This window comes from Escherichia sp. MOD1-EC5433 (assembly GCF_002966005.1).
GTDB lineage: Bacteria > Pseudomonadota > Gammaproteobacteria > Enterobacterales > Enterobacteriaceae > Escherichia > Escherichia ruysiae.
In genome coordinates this window covers 156,766-180,260 of sequence record NZ_PTRL01000006.1, presented here as the reverse complement: position 1 = coordinate 180,260, position 23,495 = coordinate 156,766, and the positions used below count along the sequence as shown (strand labels likewise).

21 protein-coding genes are annotated in these 23,495 nt (G+C 53.4%); 11 read left to right on the top strand and 10 right to left on the bottom strand.

Translation table 11 applies throughout. The features are described from left to right. Positions 1 to 188 precede the first annotated feature (188 nt). The 10 genes from C3D30_RS14085 (at position 189) to C3D30_RS14035 (ending at position 8,725) form a co-directional block, all read left to right on the top strand. Complete coding sequence (locus tag C3D30_RS14085) at positions 189 to 959, top strand: electron transfer flavoprotein FixA (protein ID WP_105287016.1); 771 nt, start codon at positions 189 to 191, stop codon at positions 957 to 959. Positions 960 to 973: 14 nt separating this feature from the next. Then, complete coding sequence (locus C3D30_RS14080) at positions 974 to 1,915, top strand: electron transfer flavoprotein subunit alpha/FixB family protein (RefSeq protein WP_105287015.1); 942 nt, start codon at positions 974 to 976, stop codon at positions 1,913 to 1,915. A 50-nt stretch (positions 1,916 to 1,965) separates the two neighbouring features. Continuing rightward, positions 1,966 to 3,252: an FAD-dependent oxidoreductase gene (locus tag C3D30_RS14075; protein WP_001287713.1), complete on the top strand. Its 1,287-nt coding sequence runs from the start codon at positions 1,966 to 1,968 to the stop codon at positions 3,250 to 3,252. Next, the gene (fixX, locus tag C3D30_RS14070; RefSeq protein WP_000203741.1) at positions 3,249 to 3,536 is read left to right on the top strand and encodes a ferredoxin-like protein FixX; all 288 of its coding nucleotides are present in this window, start codon (positions 3,249 to 3,251) and stop codon (positions 3,534 to 3,536) included. The genes C3D30_RS14075 and fixX overlap by 4 nt, the downstream gene beginning before the upstream one ends. 58 nt (positions 3,537 to 3,594) lie before the next feature. Further along, entirely contained in the window at positions 3,595 to 4,926 is a 1,332-nt protein-coding gene (locus C3D30_RS14065; RefSeq protein ID WP_105287014.1) for an MFS transporter, read from the top strand. A gap of 106 nt (positions 4,927 to 5,032) precedes the next feature. After that, positions 5,033 to 5,563: a glutathione-regulated potassium-efflux system oxidoreductase KefF gene (gene kefF, locus C3D30_RS14060; protein ID WP_000600737.1), complete on the top strand. Its 531-nt coding sequence runs from the start codon at positions 5,033 to 5,035 to the stop codon at positions 5,561 to 5,563. Beyond that, a complete protein-coding gene (kefC, locus tag C3D30_RS14055) occupies positions 5,556 to 7,415 on the top strand; it encodes a glutathione-regulated potassium-efflux system protein KefC (protein ID WP_105287013.1) in 1,860 nt (619 codons plus the stop codon). Before kefF ends, kefC begins: the two co-directional genes overlap by 8 nt. A gap of 194 nt (positions 7,416 to 7,609) precedes the next feature. Continuing rightward, complete coding sequence (folA, locus tag C3D30_RS14045; protein ID WP_000624375.1) at positions 7,610 to 8,089, top strand: type 3 dihydrofolate reductase; 480 nt, start codon at positions 7,610 to 7,612, stop codon at positions 8,087 to 8,089. An 85-nt stretch (positions 8,090 to 8,174) separates the two neighbouring features. Then, complete coding sequence (locus C3D30_RS14040) at positions 8,175 to 8,408, top strand: type II toxin-antitoxin system CcdA family antitoxin (RefSeq protein WP_000125566.1); 234 nt, start codon at positions 8,175 to 8,177, stop codon at positions 8,406 to 8,408. A gap of 2 nt (positions 8,409 to 8,410) precedes the next feature. Continuing rightward, positions 8,411 to 8,725, top strand: a complete 315-nt coding sequence (locus C3D30_RS14035; RefSeq protein WP_001160966.1) for a CcdB family protein — start codon at positions 8,411 to 8,413, stop codon at positions 8,723 to 8,725. Here C3D30_RS14035 and apaH read toward each other — a convergent pair. The 6 genes from apaH to lptD are packed head-to-tail and all read right to left on the bottom strand — an operon-like array spanning position 8,722 to position 15,460. After that, a complete protein-coding gene (apaH, locus tag C3D30_RS14030; RefSeq protein WP_105287012.1) occupies positions 8,722 to 9,570 on the bottom strand; it encodes a bis(5'-nucleosyl)-tetraphosphatase (symmetrical) ApaH in 849 nt (282 codons plus the stop codon). The two genes, C3D30_RS14035 and apaH, sit on opposite strands and share 4 nt — an antisense overlap. Before the next feature lie 6 nt (positions 9,571 to 9,576). After that, entirely contained in the window at positions 9,577 to 9,954 is a 378-nt protein-coding gene (apaG, locus tag C3D30_RS14025) for a Co2+/Mg2+ efflux facilitator ApaG/CorD (protein WP_000610905.1), read from the bottom strand. Positions 9,955 to 9,956: 2 nt separating this feature from the next. Beyond that, entirely contained in the window at positions 9,957 to 10,778 is an 822-nt protein-coding gene (rsmA, locus tag C3D30_RS14020; protein ID WP_001042779.1) for a 16S rRNA (adenine(1518)-N(6)/adenine(1519)-N(6))-dimethyltransferase RsmA, read from the bottom strand. Continuing rightward, entirely contained in the window at positions 10,775 to 11,764 is a 990-nt protein-coding gene (pdxA, locus tag C3D30_RS14015) for a 4-hydroxythreonine-4-phosphate dehydrogenase PdxA (protein ID WP_105287011.1), read from the bottom strand. The genes rsmA and pdxA overlap by 4 nt, the downstream gene beginning before the upstream one ends. Continuing rightward, complete coding sequence (gene surA, locus C3D30_RS14010; protein WP_105287010.1) at positions 11,764 to 13,050, bottom strand: peptidylprolyl isomerase SurA; 1,287 nt, start codon at positions 13,048 to 13,050, stop codon at positions 11,764 to 11,766. Before surA ends, pdxA begins: the two co-directional genes overlap by 1 nt. A gap of 52 nt (positions 13,051 to 13,102) precedes the next feature. After that, entirely contained in the window at positions 13,103 to 15,460 is a 2,358-nt protein-coding gene (gene lptD, locus C3D30_RS14005) for an LPS assembly protein LptD (protein WP_000746181.1), read from the bottom strand. A 254-nt stretch (positions 15,461 to 15,714) separates the two neighbouring features. On the opposite strand from lptD, the gene djlA reads away from it, so the two are divergent. Next, positions 15,715 to 16,530 (top strand): co-chaperone DjlA, encoded by an 816-nt coding sequence (gene djlA, locus C3D30_RS14000; RefSeq protein WP_001200584.1) that lies wholly within the window; start codon positions 15,715 to 15,717, stop codon positions 16,528 to 16,530. 81 nt (positions 16,531 to 16,611) lie between these two features. On the opposite strand, the gene rluA is transcribed toward djlA, so the two are convergent. The 4 genes from rluA to araD all read right to left on the bottom strand — a co-directional run bounded on the left by rluA (position 16,612) and on the right by araD (position 23,475). After that, complete coding sequence (gene rluA / locus C3D30_RS13995) at positions 16,612 to 17,271, bottom strand: bifunctional tRNA pseudouridine(32) synthase/23S rRNA pseudouridine(746) synthase RluA (protein WP_000525168.1); 660 nt, start codon at positions 17,269 to 17,271, stop codon at positions 16,612 to 16,614. Positions 17,272 to 17,282: 11 nt separating this feature from the next. Continuing rightward, positions 17,283 to 20,189, bottom strand: a complete 2,907-nt coding sequence (rapA, locus tag C3D30_RS13990; RefSeq protein ID WP_001116984.1) for an RNA polymerase-associated protein RapA — start codon at positions 20,187 to 20,189, stop codon at positions 17,283 to 17,285. Positions 20,190 to 20,353: 164 nt separating this feature from the next. Next, positions 20,354 to 22,705 (bottom strand): DNA polymerase II, encoded by a 2,352-nt coding sequence (gene polB / locus C3D30_RS13985; protein ID WP_105287009.1) that lies wholly within the window; start codon positions 22,703 to 22,705, stop codon positions 20,354 to 20,356. Between the two features lie 74 nt (positions 22,706 to 22,779). Further along, a complete protein-coding gene (gene araD, locus C3D30_RS13980) occupies positions 22,780 to 23,475 on the bottom strand; it encodes an L-ribulose-5-phosphate 4-epimerase (RefSeq protein ID WP_016159397.1) in 696 nt (231 codons plus the stop codon). Positions 23,476 to 23,495: the final 20 nt, after the last annotated feature.

Sequence of the window (23,495 nt, the reverse complement as noted above, 5' to 3'; positions counted from 1 at the left end):
AATTTCTTTTTTCTACGCCGTGTTTTCAATATTGGTGAGGAACTTAACAATATTGAAAGTTGGATTTATCTGCGTGTGACATTTTCAATATTGGTGATTAAAGTTTTATTTCCAAATTAAAGGGCGTGATATCTGTAATTAACACCACCGATATGAACGACGTTTCCTTCATGATTTCTGGAGATGCAATGAAGATTATTACTTGCTATAAGTGCGTGCCTGATGAACAGGATATTGCGATCAATAATGCTGATGGTTCATTAGACTTCAGTAAAGCCGATGCCAAAATAAGCCAATACGATCTGAACGCTATTGAAGCGGCTTGCCAGTTAAAACAGCAGGCGGCAGAGGCGCAGGTGACGGCCTTAAGTGTGGGCGGTAAAGCCCTGACCAACGCCAAAGGGCGTAAAGATGTGCTATCGCGCGGCCCGGATGAACTGATTGTAGTGATTGATGATCAGTTCGAGCAGGCACTGCCGCAACAAACTGCAACCGCACTGGCTGCGGCTGCCCAGAAAGCTGGCTTTGATCTGATCCTCTGCGGCGATGGTTCTTCTGACCTTTATGCCCAGCAGGTTGGGTTGCTGGTGGGCGAAATCCTCAATATTCCGGCCGTTAACGGCGTCAGCAAAATCCTCTCCCTGACGGCAGATACCCTCACCGTTGAGCGCGAACTGGAAGATGAAACAGAAACGTTAAGCATTCCGCTGCCTGCGGTTGTTGCTGTTTCCACTGATATCAACGCCCCACAAATTCCTTCGATGAAAGCCATTCTCGGCGCGGCGAAAAAGCCGGTTCAGGTGTGGTCGGCGGCGGATATCGGTTTTAACGCACAGGCAGCCTGGTCTGAACAACAGGTTGCCGCGCCGAAACAGCGCGAGCGTCAACGCATCGTGATTGAAGGCGACGGCGAAGAACAGATCGCCGCATTTGCTGAAAATCTTCGCAAAGTCATTTAATTACAGGGGATGCTATGAACACGTTTTCTCAAGTCTGGGTATTCAGCGATACCCCTTCTCGTCTGCCGGAACTGATGAACGGTGCGCAGGCTTTAGCTAATCAAATCAACACCTTTGTCCTCAATGATGCCGACGGCGCACAGGCAATCCAGCTCGGCGCTAATCATGTCTGGAAATTAAACGGCAAACCGGACGATCGGATGATCGAAGATTACGCCGGTGTCATGGCTGACACTATTCGCCAGCACGGCGCAGACGGTCTGGTGCTGTTGCCAAACACCCGTCGCGGCAAATTACTGGCGGCAAAACTGGGTTATCGCCTTAAAGCGGCGGTGTCTAACGATGCTAGCACCGTCAGCGTACAGGACGGTAAAGCGACAGTGAAACACATGGTTTACGGTGGTCTGGCGATTGGCGAAGAACGCATTGTCACGCCGTATGCGGTACTGACCATCAGCAGCGGCACGTTCGATGCGGCTCAGCTAGACGCGTCACGTACTGGCGAAACGCACACCGTGGAGTGGCAGGCTCCGGCTGTGGCGATTACCCGCACGGCAACCCAGGCGCGCCAGAGCAACAGCGTCGATCTCGACAAAGCCCGCCTGGTGGTCAGCGTCGGTCGCGGTATTGGCAGCAAAGAGAACATTGCGCTGGCAGAACAGCTTTGCAAGGCGATAGGTGCGGAGTTGGCCTGTTCTCGTCCGGTGGCAGAAAACGAAAAATGGATGGAGCACGAACGCTATGTCGGTATCTCCAACCTGATGCTGAAACCTGAACTGTACCTGGCTGTGGGGATCTCCGGGCAGATCCAGCACATGGTTGGCGCTAACGCGTCGCAAACCATTTTCGCCATCAATAAAGATAAAAATGCGCCGATCTTCCAGTACGCGGATTACGGCATTGTTGGCGACGCCGTGAAGATCCTTCCGGCGCTGACCGCAGCTTTAGCGCGTTGATCCACTCAGGCAGGGCTGTATTTCGGCTCTGCCGCTGACAGGGAGTTCTTATGTCCGAAGATATCTTTGACGCCATCATCGTCGGTGCAGGGCTTGCCGGTTCGGTTGCCGCACTGGTGCTCGCCCGCGAAGGGGCGCAAGTGTTAGTTATCGAGCGTGGCAATTCCGCAGGTGCCAAGAACGTCACCGGTGGGCGTCTCTATGCCCACAGTCTGGAACACATTATTCCTGGTTTCGCCGACTCCGCCCCCGTAGAACGCCTGATCACCCATGAAAAACTCGCGTTTATGACGGAAAAGTCAGCGATGACCATGGACTACTGCAATGGCGACGAAACCTCGCCATCCCAGCGTTCTTACTCCGTTTTGCGCAGTAAATTTGATGCCTGGCTGATGGAGCAGGCTGAAGAAGCGGGCGCGCAGTTAATTACCGGGATCCGCGTCGATAACCTCGTACAGCGCGATGGCAAAGTTGTCGGCGTAGAAGCCGATGGTGATGTGATTGAAGCGAAAACGGTGATCCTTGCTGATGGGGTGAACTCCATCCTTGCCGAAAAGCTGGGGATGGCAAAACGCGTTAAACCGACGGATGTGGCGGTTGGCGTGAAGGAACTGATCGAGTTACCGAAGTCGGTTATCGAAGACCGTTTTCAGTTGCAGGGTAATCAGGGCGCGGCTTGCCTGTTTGCGGGTTCCCCCACTGATGGCCTGATGGGCGGCGGCTTCCTTTATACCAATGAAAACACCCTGTCGCTGGGGCTGGTTTGTGGTCTGCATCATCTGCATGACGCGAAAAAATCGGTGCCGCAAATGCTGGAAGATTTCAAACAGCATCCGGCAGTTGCACCGCTGATTGCGGGCGGCAAGCTGGTGGAATATTCCGCTCACGTAGTGCCGGAAGCAGGCATCAACATGCTGCCGGAGTTGGTTGGTGACGGCGTATTGATTGCGGGTGATGCCGCCGGAATGTGTATGAACCTCGGTTTTACCATTCGCGGTATGGATCTGGCGATTGCCGCCGGGGAAGCCGCAGCAAAAACCGTGCTTTCAGCGATGAAAAGCGACGATTTCAGTAAGCAGAAACTGGCGGAATATCGTCAACATCTTGAGAGTGGCCCGCTGCGCGATATGCGCATGTACCAAAAACTACCGGCGTTCCTTGATAACCCACGCATGTTTAGCTGCTACCCGGAACTGGCGGTGGGCGTGGCGCGTGACCTGTTCACCATTGACGGCAGCGCGCCGGAACTGATGCGCAAGAAAATCCTCCGCCACGGTAAGAAAGTGGGCTTCATCAATCTAATCAAGGATGGCATGAAAGGAGTGACCGTTTTATGACTTCTCCCGTCAATGTGGACGTCAAACTGGGCGTCAATAAATTCAATGTCGATGAAGAGCATCCGCACATTGTTGTGAAGGCCGATGCTGATAAACAGGCGCTGGAGCTGCTGGTGAAAGCGTGCCCCGCAGGTCTGTACAAGAAGCAGGATGACGGCAGTGTGCGCTTCGATTACGCCGGATGTCTGGAGTGCGGCACCTGTCGCATTCTGGGGCTGGGGTCGGCGCTGGAACAGTGGGAATACCCGCGCGGCACCTTTGGTGTGGAGTTCCGTTACGGCTGATGTTGGTTTGATACGTAACGCCGTACTGACTCTCATTGCAAAAAAACAGGAATAACCCATGCAACCGTCCAGAAACTTTGACGATCTCAAATTCTCCTCTATTCACCGCCGCATTTTGCTGTGGGGAAGCGGTGGTCCGTTTCTGGATGGTTACGTACTGGTAATGATTGGCGTGGCGTTGGAGCAACTGACTCCGGCACTGAAACTGGACGCCGACTGGATTGGCTTGCTGGGCGCGGGAACGCTCGCCGGGCTGTTTGTCGGTACATCGCTGTTTGGCTATATCTCCGATAAAGTCGGACGGCGCAAAATGTTCCTCATTGATATCATCGCCATCGGCGTGATATCGGTGGCGACGATGTTTGTCTCATCCCCCGTAGAACTGCTGGTGATGCGGGTACTCATCGGCATTGTCATTGGCGCGGATTATCCCATCGCCACCTCAATGATCACCGAGTTCTCCAGCACCCGTCAGCGGGCGTTCTCCATCAGCTTTATCGCCGCCATGTGGTATGTCGGCGCGACCTGCGCCGATCTGGTCGGTTACTGGCTTTATGATGTGGAAGGTGGTTGGCGCTGGATGTTGGGTAGCGCGGCGATCCCGTGTTTGTTGATTTTGATTGGTCGATTCGAACTGCCTGAATCTCCCCGCTGGCTGCTACGCAAAGGGCGAGTAAAAGAGTGCGAAGAGATGATGATCAAACTGTTTGGCGAACCGGTGGCTTTCGATGAAGAGCAGCCACAGCAAACCCGTTTTCGCGATCTGTTTAACCGTCGCCATTTTCCGTTTGTCCTGTTTGTTGCCGCCATCTGGACTTGCCAGGTGATCCCAATGTTTGCCATTTACACCTTTGGTCCGCAAATCGTTGGTCTTCTGGGGCTGGGCGTCGGCAAAAATGCGGCGCTGGGAAATGTGGTGATTAGCCTGTTCTTTATGCTCGGCTGTATTCCGCCGATGCTGTGGCTAAACACTGCCGGACGGCGTCCATTGTTGATTGGCAGCTTTGCCATGATGACGCTGGCGCTGGCGGTTTTGGGGCTGATCCCGGATATGGGGATTTGGCTGGTGGTGATGGCGTTCGCGGTGTATGCCTTTTTCTCTGGCGGGCCGGGTAATTTGCAGTGGCTTTATCCTAATGAACTCTTCCCGACGGATATCCGCGCTTCTGCCGTGGGGGTGATTATGTCCTTAAGCCGGATTGGCACCATTGTTTCAACCTGGGCGCTGCCTATCTTTATCAATAATTACGGCATCAGTAGCACCATGCTGATGGGGGCGGGTATCTCGCTGTTTGGCTTGTTGATTTCCGTAGCATTTGCCCCGGAAACCCGTGGGATGTCACTGGCGCAGACCAGCAATATGACGATCCGCAGGCAGCGAATGGGGTAATTTGTTCAGATTTCTCTCTTTTCTGAATCAATATTATTGACTATAAGCCGCGTGAATATGTGACTACACTTTGTGGAAAACAAAGGCGTAACCGCGCAGGCTAACTATGATTCTCATAATTTATGCGCATCCTTATCCGCATCATTCCCATGCGAATAAACGGATGCTTGAACAGGCAAGGACGCTGGAAGGCGTCGAAATTCGCTCTCTTTATCAACTCTATCCTGACTTCAATATCGATATTGCCGCCGAGCAAGAGGCGCTGTCTCGCGCCGATCTGATCGTCTGGCAGCACCCGATGCAGTGGTACAGCATTCCACCGCTCCTTAAACTTTGGATCGATAAAGTCCTCTCGCACGGCTGGGCTTACGGTCACGGCGGTACGGCGCTGCATGGCAAACATTTGCTGTGGGCGGTGACGACCGGCGGCGGGGAAAGCCATTTTGAGATTGGCGCGCATCCGGGCTTTGATGTGCTGTCGCAGCCGCTACAGGCGACGGCGATCTACTGTGGGCTGAACTGGCTGCCGCCGTTTGCCATGCACTGCACCTTTATTTGTGACGACGAAACCCTCGAAGGGCAGGCGCGTCACTATAAGCAACGTCTGCTGGAATGGCAGGAGGCACATCATGGATAGTCATACGCTGATTCAGGCGCTGATCTACCTCGGTTCGGCGGCGCTGATTGTACCCATTGCAGTACGCCTCGGTCTGGGATCGGTACTTGGCTACCTGATCGCAGGCTGCATTATTGGCCCGTGGGGGCTGCGGCTGGTGACCGATGCCGAATCTATCCTGCACTTTGCTGAAATCGGCGTGGTGCTGATGCTGTTTATCATTGGCCTCGAACTCGACCCACAAAGGCTGTGGAAGCTGCGTGCGGCGGTGTTCGGTGGTGGCGCATTGCAGATGGTGATTTGTGGCGGCCTGCTGGGGCTATTCTGCATGTTACTTGGGCTGCGCTGGCAGGTAGCGGAACTGATCGGCATGACGCTGGCGCTCTCCTCTACGGCGATAGCCATGCAGGCGATGAATGAGCGTAACCTAATGGTGACGCAGATGGGACGCAGCGCCTTTGCGGTGCTGCTGTTCCAGGATATCGCGGCGATCCCGCTGGTAGCGATGATCCCGCTACTGGCGGCGAGCAGTGCCTCGACGACGATGGGCGCATTTGCTCTCTCGGCATTAAAAGTGGCGGGCGCACTGGTGCTGGTAGTATTGCTGGGGCGCTATGTCACGCGTCCGGCGCTGCGTTTTGTTGCCCGCTCTGGCTTGCGGGAAGTATTCAGTGCCGTGGCGTTATTCCTCGTGTTTGGCTTTGGTTTGCTGCTGGAAGAGGTTGGCTTGTCGATGGCGATGGGCGCGTTTCTGGCGGGCGTACTGCTGGCAAGCTCGGAATATCGTCATGCGCTGGAAAGCGATATCGAACCGTTCAAAGGTTTGCTGCTGGGGCTGTTTTTCATTGGCGTTGGCATGTCGATAGACTTTGGCACGCTGCTTGAAAATCCGTTGCGCATTGTCATTTTGCTGCTTGGTTTCCTCATCATCAAAATCGCCATGTTGTGGCTGATTGCCCGGCCGTTACAGGTGCCGAATAAACAGCGTCGCTGGTTTGCGGTGCTGTTAGGGCAGGGCAGTGAGTTTGCCTTTGTGGTGTTTGGTACGGCGCAGATGGCAAATGTGCTGGAGCCGGAGTGGGCGAAATCGCTGACCCTGGCGGTGGCGCTGTCGATGGCGGCAACGCCGATTCTGCTGGTGATCCTCAATCGCCTTGAGCAATCTTCTACTGAAGAAGCGCGTGAAGCCGATGAGATTGACGAAGAACAGCCACGGGTCATTGTTGCTGGATTTGGACGTTTTGGGCAGATCACCGGACGTTTACTGCTCTCCAGCGGGGTAAAAATGGTGGTGCTCGATCACGATCCTGACCATATCGAAACGTTGCGCAAATTCGGCATGAAAGTGTTTTACGGCGATGCCACGCGGATGGATTTACTGGAATCTGCCGGAGCGGCGAAAGCAGAAGTGCTGATTAACGCCATCGACGATCCGCAAACCAATCTGCAACTGACGGAGATGGTGAAGGAGCATTTCCCACATTTGCAGATTATTGCCCGTGCCCGCGATGTTGATCACTATATCCGCCTGCGCCAGGTAGGCGTTGAAAAGCCGGAGCGTGAAACTTTCGAAGGCGCGTTGAAAACCGGGCGGCTGGCGCTGGAAAGTTTAGGTCTTGGGCCATATGAAGCGCGAGAACGCGCGGATGTGTTCCGCCGCTTTAATATTCAGATGGTGGAAGAGATGGCAATGGGCGAAAACGACACCAAAGCCCGCGCGGCAGTCTATAAACGCACCAGCGCGATGTTAAGCGAGATTATTACTGAGGATCGCGAACATCTGTCATTAATTCAACGGCATGGCTGGCAGGGAACCGAAGAAGGCAAACATACCGGCAACATGGCGGATGAGCCAGAAACTAAGCCATCGTAATCAGAAAGTGTGATGTAGCACACGCTTTACAACTAACTGTTTGTTTTTGCGCAACTGTAATGAGGCGAGTCCAGGGGCATAGCGTGGACTCGCCAGCAGAATATAAAATTTTCCTCAACATCATCCTCGCACCAGTCGACGACGGTTTACGCTTTACGTATAGTGGCGACAATTTTTTTTATCGGGAAATCTCAATGATCAGTCTGATTGCGGCGTTAGCGGTAGATCGCGTTATCGGCATGGAAAACGCCATGCCGTGGAACCTGCCTGCCGATCTCGCCTGGTTTAAACGCAACACTTTAAATAAACCCGTGATTATGGGCCGCCATACCTGGGAATCCATCGGTCGTCCTCTGCCAGGACGCAAAAATATTATCCTCAGCAGTCAACCGGGTACGGACGATCGCGTAACGTGGGTTAAATCGGTGGATGAAGCCATCGCCGCGTGTGGTGACGTACCGGAGATTATGGTGATTGGCGGTGGACGCGTTTATGAGCAGTTCCTGCCCAAAGCGCAAAAACTGTATCTGACGCATATCGACGCAGAAGTGGAAGGCGACACCCATTTCCCGGATTACGAGCCGGATGACTGGGAATCGGTATTCAGCGAATTCCACGACGCCGATGCGCAGAACTCTCACAGCTATTGCTTTGAGATTCTGGAGCGGCGGTAATTCTGTATATTAGAATTCCGGCATCACTGATACGTGCAGATATCCGTGTATACTAGACGTATAAATTGTACAGGAGCACGATATCATGACTGCAAAACGTACCACACAAAGTGTGACCGTCACCGTCGACCGTGAGTTAGTCAATCGCGCTCGTGATGCAGGGTTAAATATGAGCGCCACCCTTACGGTTGCGCTCAATGCTGAACTTAAAAAACATGCAGCAACACGTTGGCGTGAAGAGAACGCAGAAGCTATCGCTGCGTTAAATCAATTGGCTGATGAAACCGGATGTTTCTCTGATGAGTACCGGAGCTTCTAGCGATGCAATTTACGGTATACCGCAGTCGCGGCAGGAACGCCGCGTTTCCCTTTGTTATCGATGTTACCAGCGACATTATTGGTGAGATTAATCGCCGTATCGTTATTCCATTAACACCTATTGAACGATTTAGCCGTATTCGCCCACCAGAACGGCTTAACCCAATCCTTTTACTGGTAGATGGCAAAGAATATGTGCTCATGACGCATGAGACTGCCACTGTTCCAGTTAACGCGCTGGGAACGAAATTTTGCGATGCCAGCGCGCACCGAACGTTGATTAAAGGAGCATTAGATTTTATGCTCGACGGGATTTAAGACGCGACCGCCTCTCCTTCGCCCAAATCCTTATGCCGGTTCGACGGCTGGACAAAATACTGTTTATCTTCCCAGCGCAGGCAGGTTAATGTACCACCCCAGCAGCAGCCAGTATCCAGCGCGTAAATACCTTCTGGCGTACCTTTGCCCTCCAGCGATGCCCAGTGACCAAAGGCGATGCTGTATTCTTCAGCGACAGAGCCAGGAATCGCAAACCACGGTTTCAGTGGGGCAGGGGCCTCTTCCGGCGATTCTTTGCTGTACATATCCAGTTGACCGTTCGGGAAGCAAAAACGCATACGGGTAAAGGCGTTGGTGATAAAACGCAGTCTTCCCAGCCCCCGCAATTCCGGTGACCAGTTATTTGGCATATCGCCGTACATAGCGTCGAGAAAGAAGGGATAGGAGTCACTCGACAATACTGCTTCTACGTCGTGAGCACACTCTTTGGCTGTCTCTAAGTCCCACTGCGGCGTGATCCCCGCGTGAGCCATCACCAGTTTTTTCTCTTCGTCGATTTGCAGCAGAGGCTGGCGACGCAGCCAGTTAAGCAGCTCGTCGGCGTCCGGCGCTTCCAGCAGCGGTGTCAGGCGATCTTTGGGTTTATTACGGCTGATCCCGGCGAATACCGCCAGCAGATGCAGATCGTGATTACCCAGAACCAGACGCACGCTGTCGCCTAAGGATTTTACATAGCGCAGAACATCAAGCGAACCAGGCCCGCGCGCGACCAGGTCGCCCGTCAGCCAGAGGGTATCTTTCCCAGGGGTAAATTCCACTTTATGCAGCAATGCGATCAGTTCATCGTAACAACCATGAACGTCGCCAATAAGGTATGTCGCCATATTATTTTAATGAATGAGTATTGGAACGGAGAGTCGGAATACAGGAATGTCGATGCTGAATGGAACGCCATTTTCATCGATCATTTCGTAGTGACCCTGCATGGTGCCCATCGGTGTTTCAATAATCGCACCGCTGGTGTACTGGTACTCTTCGCCAGGGGCGATATGCGGCTGAACGCCCACCACACCTTCGCCCTGGACTTCGGTTTCACGGCCATTGCCGTTGGTGATCAGCCAGTAACGCCCCAACAACTGCACTGGCGCTCGCCCCAGGTTGCGTATGGTTACGGTATAAGAAAAAACGTAACGTTCATTATCAGGTGAAGATTGCGCTTCAATGTAAACACTTTGAACCTGAATACACACTCGGGGCGAATTGATCATCGTTAACTCTCCTGCAAAGACGCGTTCTCCGCCAGATAGTTCGCCATCTGGCAATATTGCGCGACAGAGATATTTTCCGCTCGCATCGCCGGGTCGATGCCCATTCCCGTTAACACCTCGACGCTAAACAGGTTGCCGAGGCTGTTACGAATGGTTTTACGACGCTGGTTAAAGGCTTCGGTGGTGATACGGCTTAACACGCGAACATCTTTAACCGGGTAAGGCATCGTTGCATGAGGAACCAGGCGCACGACGGCGGAATCCACTTTTGGTGGTGGTGTAAAGGCTGATGGCGGTACTTCCAGCACCGGGATCACGTTGCAATAATATTGAGCCATGACGCTTAATCGACCATACGCTTTGCTGTTCGGTCCTGCAACCAGACGATTCACCACCTCTTTTTGCAACATAAAGTGCATGTCGGCAATGGCATCAGTATAGCTAAACAGATGGAACATCAACGGCGTGGAGATGTTATACGGCAGGTTACCGAAAACTCGTAGCGGCTGCCCCATTTTCTCGGCCAGCTCACCGAAGTTAAAGGTCATCGCATCCTGCTGATAAATCGTCAGTTTCGGGCCTAAGAACGGATGCGTTTGCAGACGTGCCGCCAGATCGCGGTCAAGTTCGATGACCGTCAGCTGGTCCAGACGTTCGCCGACCGGTTCGGTCAATGCCGCCAGACCGGGGCCGATTTCGACCATCGCCTGACCCTTCTGCGGGTTAATGGCAGAAACAATGCTGTCGATCACGAACTGATCGTTGAGAAAGTTTTGCCCGAAGCGTTTACGGGCTAAGTGGCCCTGGTGGACTCGTTTATTCATTGGGTATTAACAATCATTTTGATGGCGAGATTAAGCGCCGTAATAAAACTGCCGACATCGGCTTTGCCACGTCCCGCCAGTTCCAGCGCGGTGCCGTGGTCAACCGATGTGCGAATAAAGGGCAGGCCCAGCGTAATGTTCACACCGCGCCCGAAGCCCTGGTATTTTAGCACGGGAAGACCCTGATCGTGGTACATCGCCAGCACCGCGTCGGCGTTGTCGAGATATTTAGGCTGAAACAGGGTATCGGCAGGCAAAGGCCCGTTGAGTTTCATCCCCTGCGCCCGTAACTCGTCGAGCACCGGAATGATGGTGTCTATCTCTTCCGTGCCCATATGACCGCCTTCACCTGCGTGCGGATTCAGTCCACAGACCAGAATGCGCGGCTCAGCAATACCAAATTTGGTTTGCAAATCGTGATGCAAAATAGAAATGACTTCATGCAGCAGTGGTGGGGTGATGGCGTCAGCGATATCACGTAGCGGTAAATGCGTCGTTGCCAGCGCCACGCGAAGTTCTTCGGTTGCCAGCATCATCACGACTTTTTTTGCCTGCGAGCGTTCTTCGAAAAACTCGGTATGACCGGTAAACGGAATACCAGCGTCGTTAATGACGCCTTTATGCACGGGGCCGGTAATCAGTGCGGCAAATTCACCGTTCAGACAGCCATCACACGCTTGCGCCAGCGTCTCTACCACGTAATGCCCATTTTCAACCGTTAATTGCCCCGCAGTCACAGGTGCACGTAGCGCGACAGGAAGTAGCGTTAATGTGCCCGCAGTTTGCGGTTGGGCAGGGGAGTCTGGGGAATAAGGGCGGAGTGTAAGCGGCAAACCGAGCATCGCTGCCCGGTCGGTAAGGAGAGTGGCATCGGCACAAACAACCAGTTCGACCGGCCACTCACGCTGTGCAAGCTGGACAACTAAGTCCGGGCCAATCCCGGCGGGCTCGCCGGGAGTGATCACAACACGTTGGGTTTTAACCATTAGTTGCTCAGGATTTTAACGTAGGCGCTGGCACGTTGTTCCTGCATCCAGCTTGCTGCTTCTTCCGAGAACTTACGGTTCATCAGCATGCGGTATGCACGATCTTTCTGCGCAGCGTCGGTTTTATCAACATTACGGGTATCCAGCAGTTCGATTAAATGCCAGCCGAATGAAGAGTGAACCGGTGCACTCATTTGGCCTTTGTTCAGGCGGGTGAGTGCGTCACGGAACGCCGGATCAAAAATGTCCGCTGTTGCCCAACCGAGATCGCCGCCCTGGTTAGCAGAACCTGGATCCTGCGAGAACTCTTTCGCTGCGGCAGCAAAAGTCGTTTTACCACTCTTGATATCAGCAGCAATTTGCTCCAATTTCACACGGGCCTGTTCGTCAGTCATGATCGGCGACGGTTTCAGCAGAATATGGCGAGCATGAACTTCGGTCACCGAGATATTTTTGCTTTCGCCGCGCAGATCGTTAACTTTCAGGATATGGAAGCCAACGCCGGAACGAATCGGGCCAACAATGTCGCCTTTCTTCGCGGTGCTTAATGCCTGGGCGAAGATCCCCGGCAACTCCTGAATACGGCCCCAGCCCATCTGGCCGCCGTTCAGCGCCTGCTGGTCGGCAGAATGAGCAATCGCCAGCTTACCGAAATCAGCGCCGTTACGCGCCTGATCGACAATGGCGCGCGCCTGGCTTTCCGCTTCGTTCACTTGATCAGAGGTTGGGTTTTCCGGCAGCGGGATCAGGATGTGGCTCAGGTTCAGCTCAGTGCTGGCGTCGTTTTGGTTACCCACCTGCTGCGCCAGGGATTCGACTTCCTGCGGCAGGATGGTGATGCGACGACGCACCTCGTTGTTACGCACTTCAGAGATAATCATCTCTTTGCGGATCTGGTTACGATAGGTGTTGTAGTTCAGACCATCGTAAGCCAGACGGCTGCGCATTTGATCCAGCGTCATGTTGTTCTGTTTCGCGATGTTAGCAATCGCCTGATCCAGCTGCTCATCGGAGATTTTCACTCCCATTTTCTGCCCCATCTGCAAGAGGATTTGATCCATGATCAAACGTTCCATGATTTGGTGGCGCAGCGTCGCGTCATCAGGAAGTTGCTGCCTTGCCTGGGCGGCATTCATTTTTACCGACTGCATTAATCCATCAACGTCGCTTTCCAGCACGACGCCGTTATTGACGACGGCTGCGACTTTATCGACTACCTGGGGGGCAGCGAAACTGGTATTCGCGATCATCGCGATACCGAGAAGCAGCGTTTTCCAGTTCTTCATACTTTTTCCATTTCAATTAACCGCACTGCGGATTACGTGGTAAATCAACAAATCACAAAGAGTTTTGATACGGCAGAATGTTCGAACGCAGCATCTCTTGCGTACCGAGACCGTAGTTAGAGCTCAGGCCGCGAAGTTCGATGTTAAAGCCGATTGCGTTGTCATATACCGCATGTTGTTTATCGTTATCCCAACCGTTCAGCTTCCGCTCGTAACCGACGCGAATCGCATAACAGCAGGAGCTGTATTGCACGCCTAACATAGAGTCGGCTTGCTTGTTCGCATTGGTGTCGTAGTAGTAAGCCCCGACAATTGACCAACGATCGGCGATTGGCCAGCTGGCGACTGCGCCTACCTGCGAAATACCGTTTTTGTACTGCTCGGCAGTGGAATAGTACTTAGGCAGCGTAGCCTGAATATATTCCGGGCTGGCGTAACGGTAGTTCAGCTGTACCAGACGGTCTTCATCCCGGCGATATTCAATGCTGGAACTACTGGTCGCCACGTTATCCAGGCGAGTGTCGTACTGAATCCCGCCACGCAGTCCCCAACGTTCGGAAATGCGCCAGTAGGTGTCGCCTGCCCACACCAGTGATCCCGTTTTGTCGTCATTCTCCCATGTTATGTTGTCATCGCCAGTGCGAGACTCCGTGAAATAGTAGATTTGACCAACGGAAATATTAAAACGTTCAACGGCTGCGTCATCATATACGCGAGTTGTGACACCGGTCGTCACCTGGTTAGCAGAAGCAATACGGTCAAGACCACCGTAAGTCCGATCCCGGAAGAGGCCAGAGTAGTCAGATTGCAGCAGAGACGAGTCGTAGTTGTAGATGTCGCTCTGATCGCGATACGGCACATACAAATATTGTGCGCGCGGTTCCAGCGTCTGGGTGTAACCCGGTGCCAGCATCTCCATATCGCGCTCGAAGACCATTTTGCCGTCAACTTTAAATTGCGGCATTACACGGTTAACAGAATCTGCCAACTTATTGTTTTGCGGATTGCTGTTATACCAGTCAAGATTGGTCTGTTGATAGTGCGTCGCCATCAGTTTGGCTTCGGTATTCAGACTACCCCAGTTATTCGACAACGGAAGATTGATTGTCGGTTCAAGGTGCAGACGTGTGGCTTCTGGCATATTGCTATTGGTATTTACAAAATGCACAGCCTGACCATAGATGCGGGTATCAAACGGACCGAGATCGTTATGGTAGTAGTTGACGTCTAACTGCGGTTCAGCGGCGTAGCTGTTGCCACTGTTATCGTCAAAGACCTGGAATTGTTTGGTTGAAAGCGTAGCGTCAAAGTTCTGCACCGCATAGCCAACGCTGAATTTTTGCGTTGCGTAACCATCGGTACTGGAACCATATTTATTATCAAAATCGTTGAAATAGGTCGGGTCGCTGACTTTGGTGTAGTCGATGTTAAAGCGCCAAACCTGGTCCATCACTCCGGAGTGTTGCCAGTAGAACAACCAACGGCGTGAATTGCTATCTTCTGGATGTTCATCTTCATAGACTTTATCCGAAGGCAGATAATCCAGTTCCATCAAGCCTGCGCCTGCCTGGGTGAGATAACGGAATTCGTTCTCCCACATGATGTTGCCACGACGATGCATATAATGCGGCGTGATGGTGGCATCCATATTTGGCGCGATGTTCCAGTAATATGGCAGATAGAACTCAAAGTAGTTGGTGGTGGTGTATTTGGCGTTCGGGATCAAGAAACCAGAACGGCGTTTATCACCCACCGGCAACTGCAAATACGGGCTGTAAAAGATCGGAACCGGACCCACCTTAAAGCGGGCGTTCCAGATCTCCGCAACTTGTTCTTCGCGGTCATGAATAATTTCGCTACCTACCACGCTCCAGGTATCAGAACCTGGCAAACAGGAAGTAAAGCTACCGTTATCCAGAATGGTGTAGCGGTTTTCGCCACGTTGTTTCATCAGGTCCGCTTTACCACGACCCTGGCGACCCACCATCTGGTAATCACCTTCCCAGACGTTGGTATCTTTGGTGTTCAGATTCGCCCAGCCTTTCGGCCCTTTGAGGATCACCTGGTTATCGTCGTAATGGACATTACCGAGCGCATCAACAGTACGTATCGGCTCCGGTTGTCCTGGTGCCTCTTTTTGATGGAGCTGCACTTCGTCGGCCTGCAGACGGCTGTTACCCTGCATGATATCTACGCTGCCAGTAAACACGGCGTCATCGGGGTAATTCCCCTTTGCGTGGTCAGCATTAATCGTCACGGGTAAGTCGTTAGTATCGCCCTGTACCAGAGGACGGTCATAGCTTGGCACGCCCAACATACACTGTGAGGCGAGGTCGGCTGCCAGTCCCTGTTGACTGTAAAGGGCGGTGGCAATCATGGTGGCCAGGAGAGTGGGGATACGTTTTTTCATACGTTGATTTTATTGTTCCATCATCGGTAACGTTGCGCGTGACAAACGGTCAGAGACTAACGTACTCGTCATCTCTACGCTAGTGTTAATCCTGTCCGAATAGCGTCAGTGGTGTTAGGCACGGCATTGAATGACAGGTATGATAATGCAAATTATAGGCGATGTCCCACAATTGACCGCAGCCGGAAAACGGTAAAAGCACCTTTATATTGTGGGAGATAGCCCTGATATCCGTGTGTCGATTTGGGGAATATATGCAGTATTGGGGAAAAATCATTGGCGTGGCCGTGGCCTTACTGATGGGCGGCGGCTTTTGGGGCGTTGTATTAGGTCTGTTAATCGGCCATATGTTTGATAAAGCCCGCAGCCGCAAAATGGCGTGGTTCGCCAACCAGCGCGAGCGTCAGGCGCTGTTTTTTGCCACCACTTTTGAAGTGATGGGGCATTTAACCAAATCCAAAGGACGTGTTACTGAGGCTGATATTCATATTGCCACATTGCTCATGGATCGGATGAATTTACACGGTGCTTCCCGTACTGCGGCGCAAAATGCATTCCGGGTGGGAAAATCAGACAATTACCCGCTGCGCGAAAAGATGCGTCAGTTTCGCAGTGTCTGCTTTGGTCGTTTTGACTTAATTCGTATGTTTCTGGAGATCCAGATTCAGGCAGCATTTGCCGATGGTTCACTGCATCCAAACGAACGGGCGGTGTTGTATGTGATTGCTGAAGAGTTGGGGATCTCCCGCGCCCAGTTTGACCAGTTTCTGCGCATGATGCAGGGCGGAGCGCAATTTGGCGGCGGTTATCAGCAGCAGTCTGGCGGTGGTAACTGGCAGCAAGCGCAGCGTGGCCCGACGCTGGAAGATGCCTGTAACGTGCTGGGCGTGAAGCCGACGGATGATGCAACCACCATTAAACGTGCCTACCGTAAGCTGATGAGTGAACACCATCCCGATAAGTTGGTAGCGAAAGGTTTACCGCCAGAGATGATGGAGATGGCGAAGCAAAAAGCGCAGGAAATTCAGCAGGCGTATGAGCTGATAAAGCAGCAGAAAGGATTTAAATAAGTTTTAGGGCGAGTCAGACATTGTAGGCCGGATGCGGCGTGAACGCCTTATCCGGCCTACCGAGCTGCACCAGCGTGACTATTAAAAATCCGCAGGCGCCTTAAACGTCATACTATTGCCATATGCCGGATGGGTAATCGTCAACATCTCTGCATGTAGCAGCAAACGCGGTGCCATCGCCCTGGCTTCTGGTGAAGCATAAAAACGATCGCCGAGAATCGGATGACCCAGCGCCAGCATATGCACACGTAGCTGATGCGAACGTCCGGTAACCGGCTTTAACACCACTCTTGCCGTGTTATCCGCCGCATAATCCACCACTTCATATTCCGTCTGCGCAGGCTTCCCCGTTTCGTAACAGACTTTCTGTTTCGGGCGGTTTGGCCAGTCGCAAATCAATGGCAGATCTATCAGACCTTCGGCGGGGGATGGATGCCCCCAGACGCGAGCCACATACTGCTTTTTCGGCTCGCGCTCGCGGAACTGGCGTTTTAATTCCCGTTCCGCCGCTTTGGTCAGCGCCACTACAATCACGCCGCTGGTGGCCATATCCAGACGATGCACCGATTCTGCCTGCGGATAATCACGCTGAATGCGCGTCATCACGCTGTCTTTGTGCTCTTCCAGACGCCCCGGCACAGACAACAAACCGCTCGGCTTGTTGACCACCATAATGTGGTCATCCTGATACAGGATAACCAGCCAGGGTTCCTGCGGTGGATTGTAGTTTTCCATCCCCATTTTCGACTCCGTTACTGATGCGTCACAACGATTAAACGCAGGGCATCCAGACGCCAGCCTGCCTGATCCAGGCTTTCCATCACCTGCTGACGGTTGCTCTCAATGGCGGTCAACTCGTCGTCACGAATGTTCGGGTTCACCGCGCGCAGAGCTTCCAGACGCGACAGTTCCGCAGACAGTTTTTCGTCAGCTTCGTTACGCGCCGCATCAATCAGTGCACGAGCAGACTTCTCAATCTGCGCTTCACCCAGTTGCAGGATAGCGTGAACCTCTTGCTGGACGGCGTTAACCAGCTTGCTACCGGTGTGGCGATTCACTGCGTTAAGCTGACGGTTAAAGGTTTCAAACTCTACCTGCGCCGCCAGGTTGTTGCCGTTTTTATCCAACAGCATACGTACCGGCGTCGGCGGCAGGAAGCGGTTAAGCTGCAACTGCTTCGGCGCTTGTGCTTCAACCACGTAAATCAGCTCCACCAACAGCGTACCTACCGGCAACGCTTTGTTTTTCAACAGTGAAATCGTACTGCTACCGGTATCGCCAGAAAGGATCAGATCCAGACCGTTGCGGATCAGCGGATGTTCCCAGGTAATAAACTGCGCATCTTCACGCGCCAGCGCCACTTCACGATCAAAGGTGATGGTGATGCCATCTTCCGACAGACCCGGGAAGTCCGGCACCAGCATGTGATCGGACGGTGTCAGCACGATCATGTTGTCGCCGCGATCGTCCTGATTGATACCAATAATATCGAACAGATTCATGGCGAAGGCGATCAGGTTGGTATCGTCATCCTGCTCTTCAATGCTTTCTGCCAGTGCCTGGGCTTTTTCGCCACCGTTGGAGTGGATCTCCAGCAGGCGGTCACGCCCCTGCTCCAGCTGTGCTTTCAGGGCTTCATGCTGCTCGCGGCAGTTTTTGATCAGCTCATCAAAGCCTTCGGTTTGATCGGGTGAAGCCAGGTAGTTAATCAGATCGTTGTACACGCTATCGTAAATAGTGCGTCCGGTCGGGCAGGTGTGCTCGAAGGCATCAAGACCCTCGTGATACCAGCGCACCAGCACTGACTGAGCGGTTTTTTCCAGATAAGGTACGTGGATCTGAATATCGTGCGCCTGACCGATACGATCCAGACGACCAATACGCTGCTCCAGCAGGTCTGGGTTGAACGGCAGATCGAACATTACCATGTGGCTGGCGAACTGGAAGTTACGCCCTTCAGAACCGATTTCCGAGCACAGCAGCACTTGTGCGCCGGTATCTTCTTCAGCGAACCATGCGGCTGCGCGGTCACGTTCGATAATCGACATGCCTTCGTGGAACACCGCTGCGCGAATACCTTCACGCTCGCGCAGCACCTGCTCCAGTTGCAGCGCGGTGGCGGCTTTAGCGCAGATCACCAGCACTTTCTGAGAGCGATGGCTGGTCAGGTAGCCCATCAGCCACTCAACGCGCGGATCGAAGTTCCACCAGGTGGCGTTATCACCTTCAAATTCCTGATAAATACGCTCCGGGTAGAGCATATCGCGGGCGCGGTCTTCCGCACTTTTACGTGCGCCCATGATGCCGGAGACTTTAATAGCCGTCTGATATTGCGTCGGCAGCGGCAGTTTAATAGTGTGTAGCTCGCGTTTCGGGAAGCCTTTCACACCGTTACGGGTGTTACGGAACAGCACGCGGCTGGTGCCGTGGCGATCCATCAGCATCGAAACCAGCTCCTGACGGGCGCTCTGGGCATCTTCGCTGTCGCTGTTTGCTGCTTGCAACAGCGGCTCGATATCCTGCTCGCCGATCATCTCGCCAAGCATGTTCAGTTCGTCATTGCTCAGTTTGTTACCTGCCAGCAGCATGGCAACGGCGTCCGCAACCGGACGATAATTTTTCTGCTCTTCAACGAATTGCGCAAAATCGTGGAAACGGTTCGGGTCCAGCAGACGCAGACGGGCGAAGTGGCTTTCCATCCCCAGCTGTTCCGGGGTTGCGGTCAGCAGCAGAACGCCAGGCACATGCTCTGCCAGTTGTTCAATGGCCTGATATTCACGGCTCGGCGCATCTTCGCTCCACACCAGGTGATGCGCTTCATCGACCACCAGCAGGTCCCACTCGGCTTCACAGAGATGTTCCAGACGCTGTTTGCTACGACGGGCAAAATCCAGCGAGCAAATCACCAGCTGTTCGGTGTCGAACGGGTTGTAGGCATCGTGCTGGGCTTCGGCGTAACGCTCATCATCAAACAGGGCAAAGCGCAGGTTGAAACGGCGCAGCATTTCTACCAGCCACTGATGCTGTAAGGTTTCCGGGACGATAATCAGCACACGTTCAGCAGCGCCAGAGAGCAACTGCTGATGCAGGATCATCCCAGCTTCAATGGTTTTCCCTAAACCCACTTCGTCAGCCAGCAGAACGCGCGGCGCGTGGCGGCGACCAACATCATGAGCGATGTTGAGCTGGTGCGGGATCAGACTGGTACGCTGACCGCGCAGGCCGCTGTACGGCATACGGAACTGTTCGCTGGAATACTTACGTGCGCGATAACGCAGCGCAAAGCGATCCATACGGTCGATCTGCCCGGCAAACAGGCGGTCTTGCGGTTTGCTGAACACCAGTTTGCTATCAAGGAAAACTTCGCGCAGGGGCACGCCGGCTTCTTCAGTATCCAGGCGAGTACCGATATAGGTCAGCAAGCCATTTTCTTCTTTTACTTCTTCGACTTGCATCTGCCAGCCGTCGTGGCTGGTAATGGTATCACCAGGGTTGAACATCACGCGGGTCACGGGGGAATCACTGCGTGCGTACAGACGGTTTTCACCAGTAGATGGGAAAAGCAGAGTGACAGTTCGCGCATCCACCGCGACAACGGTTCCAAGTCCCAATTCGCTTTCTGTATCGCTGATCCAGCGTTGACCAAGTGTAAAAGGCATATGTGTTCGGCTCTATATCTTTAATTGCAGGCAATAACTACCCGCTACCGGGCTTATGTGGTAGTGGCGTTATTCAGGTCCAGGAATGGAAAGGGCGCTATGGTACTGGATGGCAAAGGATTCGTCACGCATCAAAATGGTATCTGGCGAACTCTTTTTTTTGCTCAAAATAGCCCAAGTTGCCCGGTCATAAGTGTAGCAAAATTATCCTCAATAAAGGGGAGTATTCCTTCCGCCACCGGTTGAAGCTGGCGAGTCAGATAGTGTTCGTAATCCAGCGGTGAACGTTGATAGTCCAGCGGCTCCGGGCCGTTAGTGGTCCAGACATATTTAATGGTGCCTCGGTTCTGATATTGCAAGGGGCGTCCGCGCTTTTGGTTTTCTTCATCGGCAAGGCGAGCGGCGCGTACATGAGGCGGCACATTACGCTGATATTCGCTCAGTGGGCGGCGTAGCCGTTTGCGGTAAACCAGCCGTGCATCCAGTTCACCTGCCATCAGTTTGTCGATGGTTTCGCGGATATAATCCTGATATGGCTCGTTGCGAAAGATGCGCAAATACAGCTCCTGCTGAAACTGCTGAGCCAGTGGTGTCCAGTCGGTACGCACGGTTTCCAGCCCTTTAAACACCATCCGCTGCTTGTCGCCTTCCTGAATCAGTCCGGCGTATCGCTTCTTACTGCCGGTATCGGCTCCGCGAATAGTTGGCATCAGAAAACGGCAGAAATGAGTTTCATACTCCAGTTCCAGCGCACTGGTCAGCCGTTGTTTTTGCAGCGTTTCCGCCCACCAGGTGTTAACGTGCTGCACCAGTGCACGACCGATTTTCGCCGCCTCTTCTTCGCAATGAGCGCCTTTCAGCCAGACAAACGTTGAGTCGGTATCGCCATAGATCACGTCATAGCCCTGCGCTTCAATCAACGCTTTGGTTTGCCGCATGATCTGATGACCGCGCATGGTGATCGAGGACGCCAGGCGCGGATCGAAGAATCGGCAGGCGGTGGTGCCGAGTACACCATAAAATGCATTCATGATGATTTTCAGTGCCTGCGACAGGGGCTTATTGCCCTGACGTTTGGCTTCATCGCGGCCGTGCCAGATGTTAGTTACGATCTCTGGCAGGCAATGTTTTTCCCGCGAGAACCAGGCTTCGAGAAAACCTTCGGTGCTGTGCTCTGGATCAGGCTGCGCCATGCCTTCCACCAGCCCGACGGGATCAATCAGAAAGGTGCGGATGATCGATGGGTACAGGCTTTTGTAGTCCAGCACCAGCACCGAATCATACAGCCCTGGTTGCGAATCCATCACGTAGCCGCCAGGGCTGGCGTGCGGTGGAACTTCGCCGAGATTGGGCGCGACATATCCGGCGCGATGCATTCGCGGGAAATAGAGATGACCAAACGCCGCCACCGAGCCCCCGTGGCGGTCTACCGGCAGGCCGTTAACCGTCGCTCGTTCGAGCAAAAACGGCATGATTTCGGTTTTGTGGAAGATCTGGGTGACCAGTTCGCAATCTTTCAGGTTATAAGTCGCCAGTGCGGGCTTATCTTCGGCGAAACGGCGGTCAATTTCGTCCATCCGATCCCACGGGTTATCGATAGATTTTCCTTCGCCTAATAACTCCTGAGCGACGGTTTCCAGCGAGAACGAAGAGAAATTCCAGAATGCGGATTTCAGCGCCTCGATACCGTCGATAATCAGTCGCCCTTTGGCCTGGGCAAAAAAGACACCGTTTTTAAAGCCGTGCTCGCGCCACTCCAGCTCGCTGTTATCGCGCCCCAGCCGCAGCGGAATACGATAACGCTCGGCATGTTTTTGCAGCATTCGCAGATCGAACTGCACCACGTTCCAACCGATGATCACATCAGGATCGTAGTTGGCAAACCAGGCGTTGAGTTTTTCCAGCAGTTGCGGACGGCTGGCGACGTACTCCAGTTCGAAATCAAGTGAGGAAGCGTCGCCATTCTCTGGCCCCAGCATATAAACGATGCGCTGCCCACAGCCTTCCAGGCCGATACAGTACAGCTCACCGTGGCGGGTAGTTTCAATATCTATAGAGACCCACTTGAGCGGCGGGCGGTAGTCGGGATGCGGTTTCAGACGGGCATTAACGATAGCGCCATCACGCAAATCACCCTCGACCCACACAGGAGCGGTAATAAACCGCTCCATCAGATAGCGTTCAGGCGGGCGCACATCGGCCTCGTAAACGGTAACGCCACTTTCACGCAGGCGCTTCTCGTAATTCATCAACTGGCGATGGGCGCGACAGTAAAGGCCATACACCGGCTGACGGTGAAAATCCTTTAACGCCAGCGACGTCAGGCGAAATCCTTGCTCACCCTGCAAAATATGTTGAGCGCGGGGAACGTGATCGGCGGGAATAAACGCCACGGACTCTTGCGGCGCAAGCGTAACCTGCAACGGCCCGTTGTCCGTCGCTAACCAAAAGGAAACTTCGGTTCCTTGCGGGGTATCCCGCCAGTGTCGGGTTAAGATAAAACCTGCCTGCGCCACGTTGAAAATCCAATAAAAAACCAGGCTTGAGTATAGCCTGGTTTTGGTTGACTGGCTGTGGTTTTATACAGTCATTACTGCCCGTAATATGCCTTCGCGCCATGCTTACGCAGATAGTGCTTATCCAGCAACGTTTGTTGCATATCCGGTAACTGCGGCGCTAACTGGCGGCAGAAAATCCCCATATAAGCGACTTCTTCCAGCACGATGGCGTTGTGCACCGCATCTTCGGCATTTTTACCCCACGCAAATGGACCGTGAGAATGCACCAGTACGCCTGGCATTTGCGCCGCGTCGATCCCCTGTTTTTTGAAAGTTTCAACGATGACGTTACCGGTCTCCCACTCATATTCGCCGTTGATTTCCGCATCGGTCATTTTACGCGTACAGGGAATGGTGCCGTAGAAATAGTCGGCGTGGGTGGTGCCGGTTGCCGGAATCGACTGACCTGCCTGCGCCCAGATGGTGGCGTGGCGGGAGTGCGTATGCACAATGCCACCAATGGACGGGAATGCCTGATAGAGCAGCCGGTGAGTTGGCGTGTCGGAGGAGGGCTTTTTCTTGCCTTCAACCACTTCACCGGTTGCGATACTGACCACGACCATATCGTCGGCGGTCATGGTGCTGTAATCGACGCCGGAAGGTTTGATCACAAAGACGCCGCGCTCGCGATCAACGGCGCTGACGTTGCCCCAGGTCAGCGTGACCAGGTTGTGTTTTGGCAGCGCCAGATTGGCTTCTAATACCTGACGTTTGAGATCTTCTAACATGTTAACTCCAGAGAGGTCAT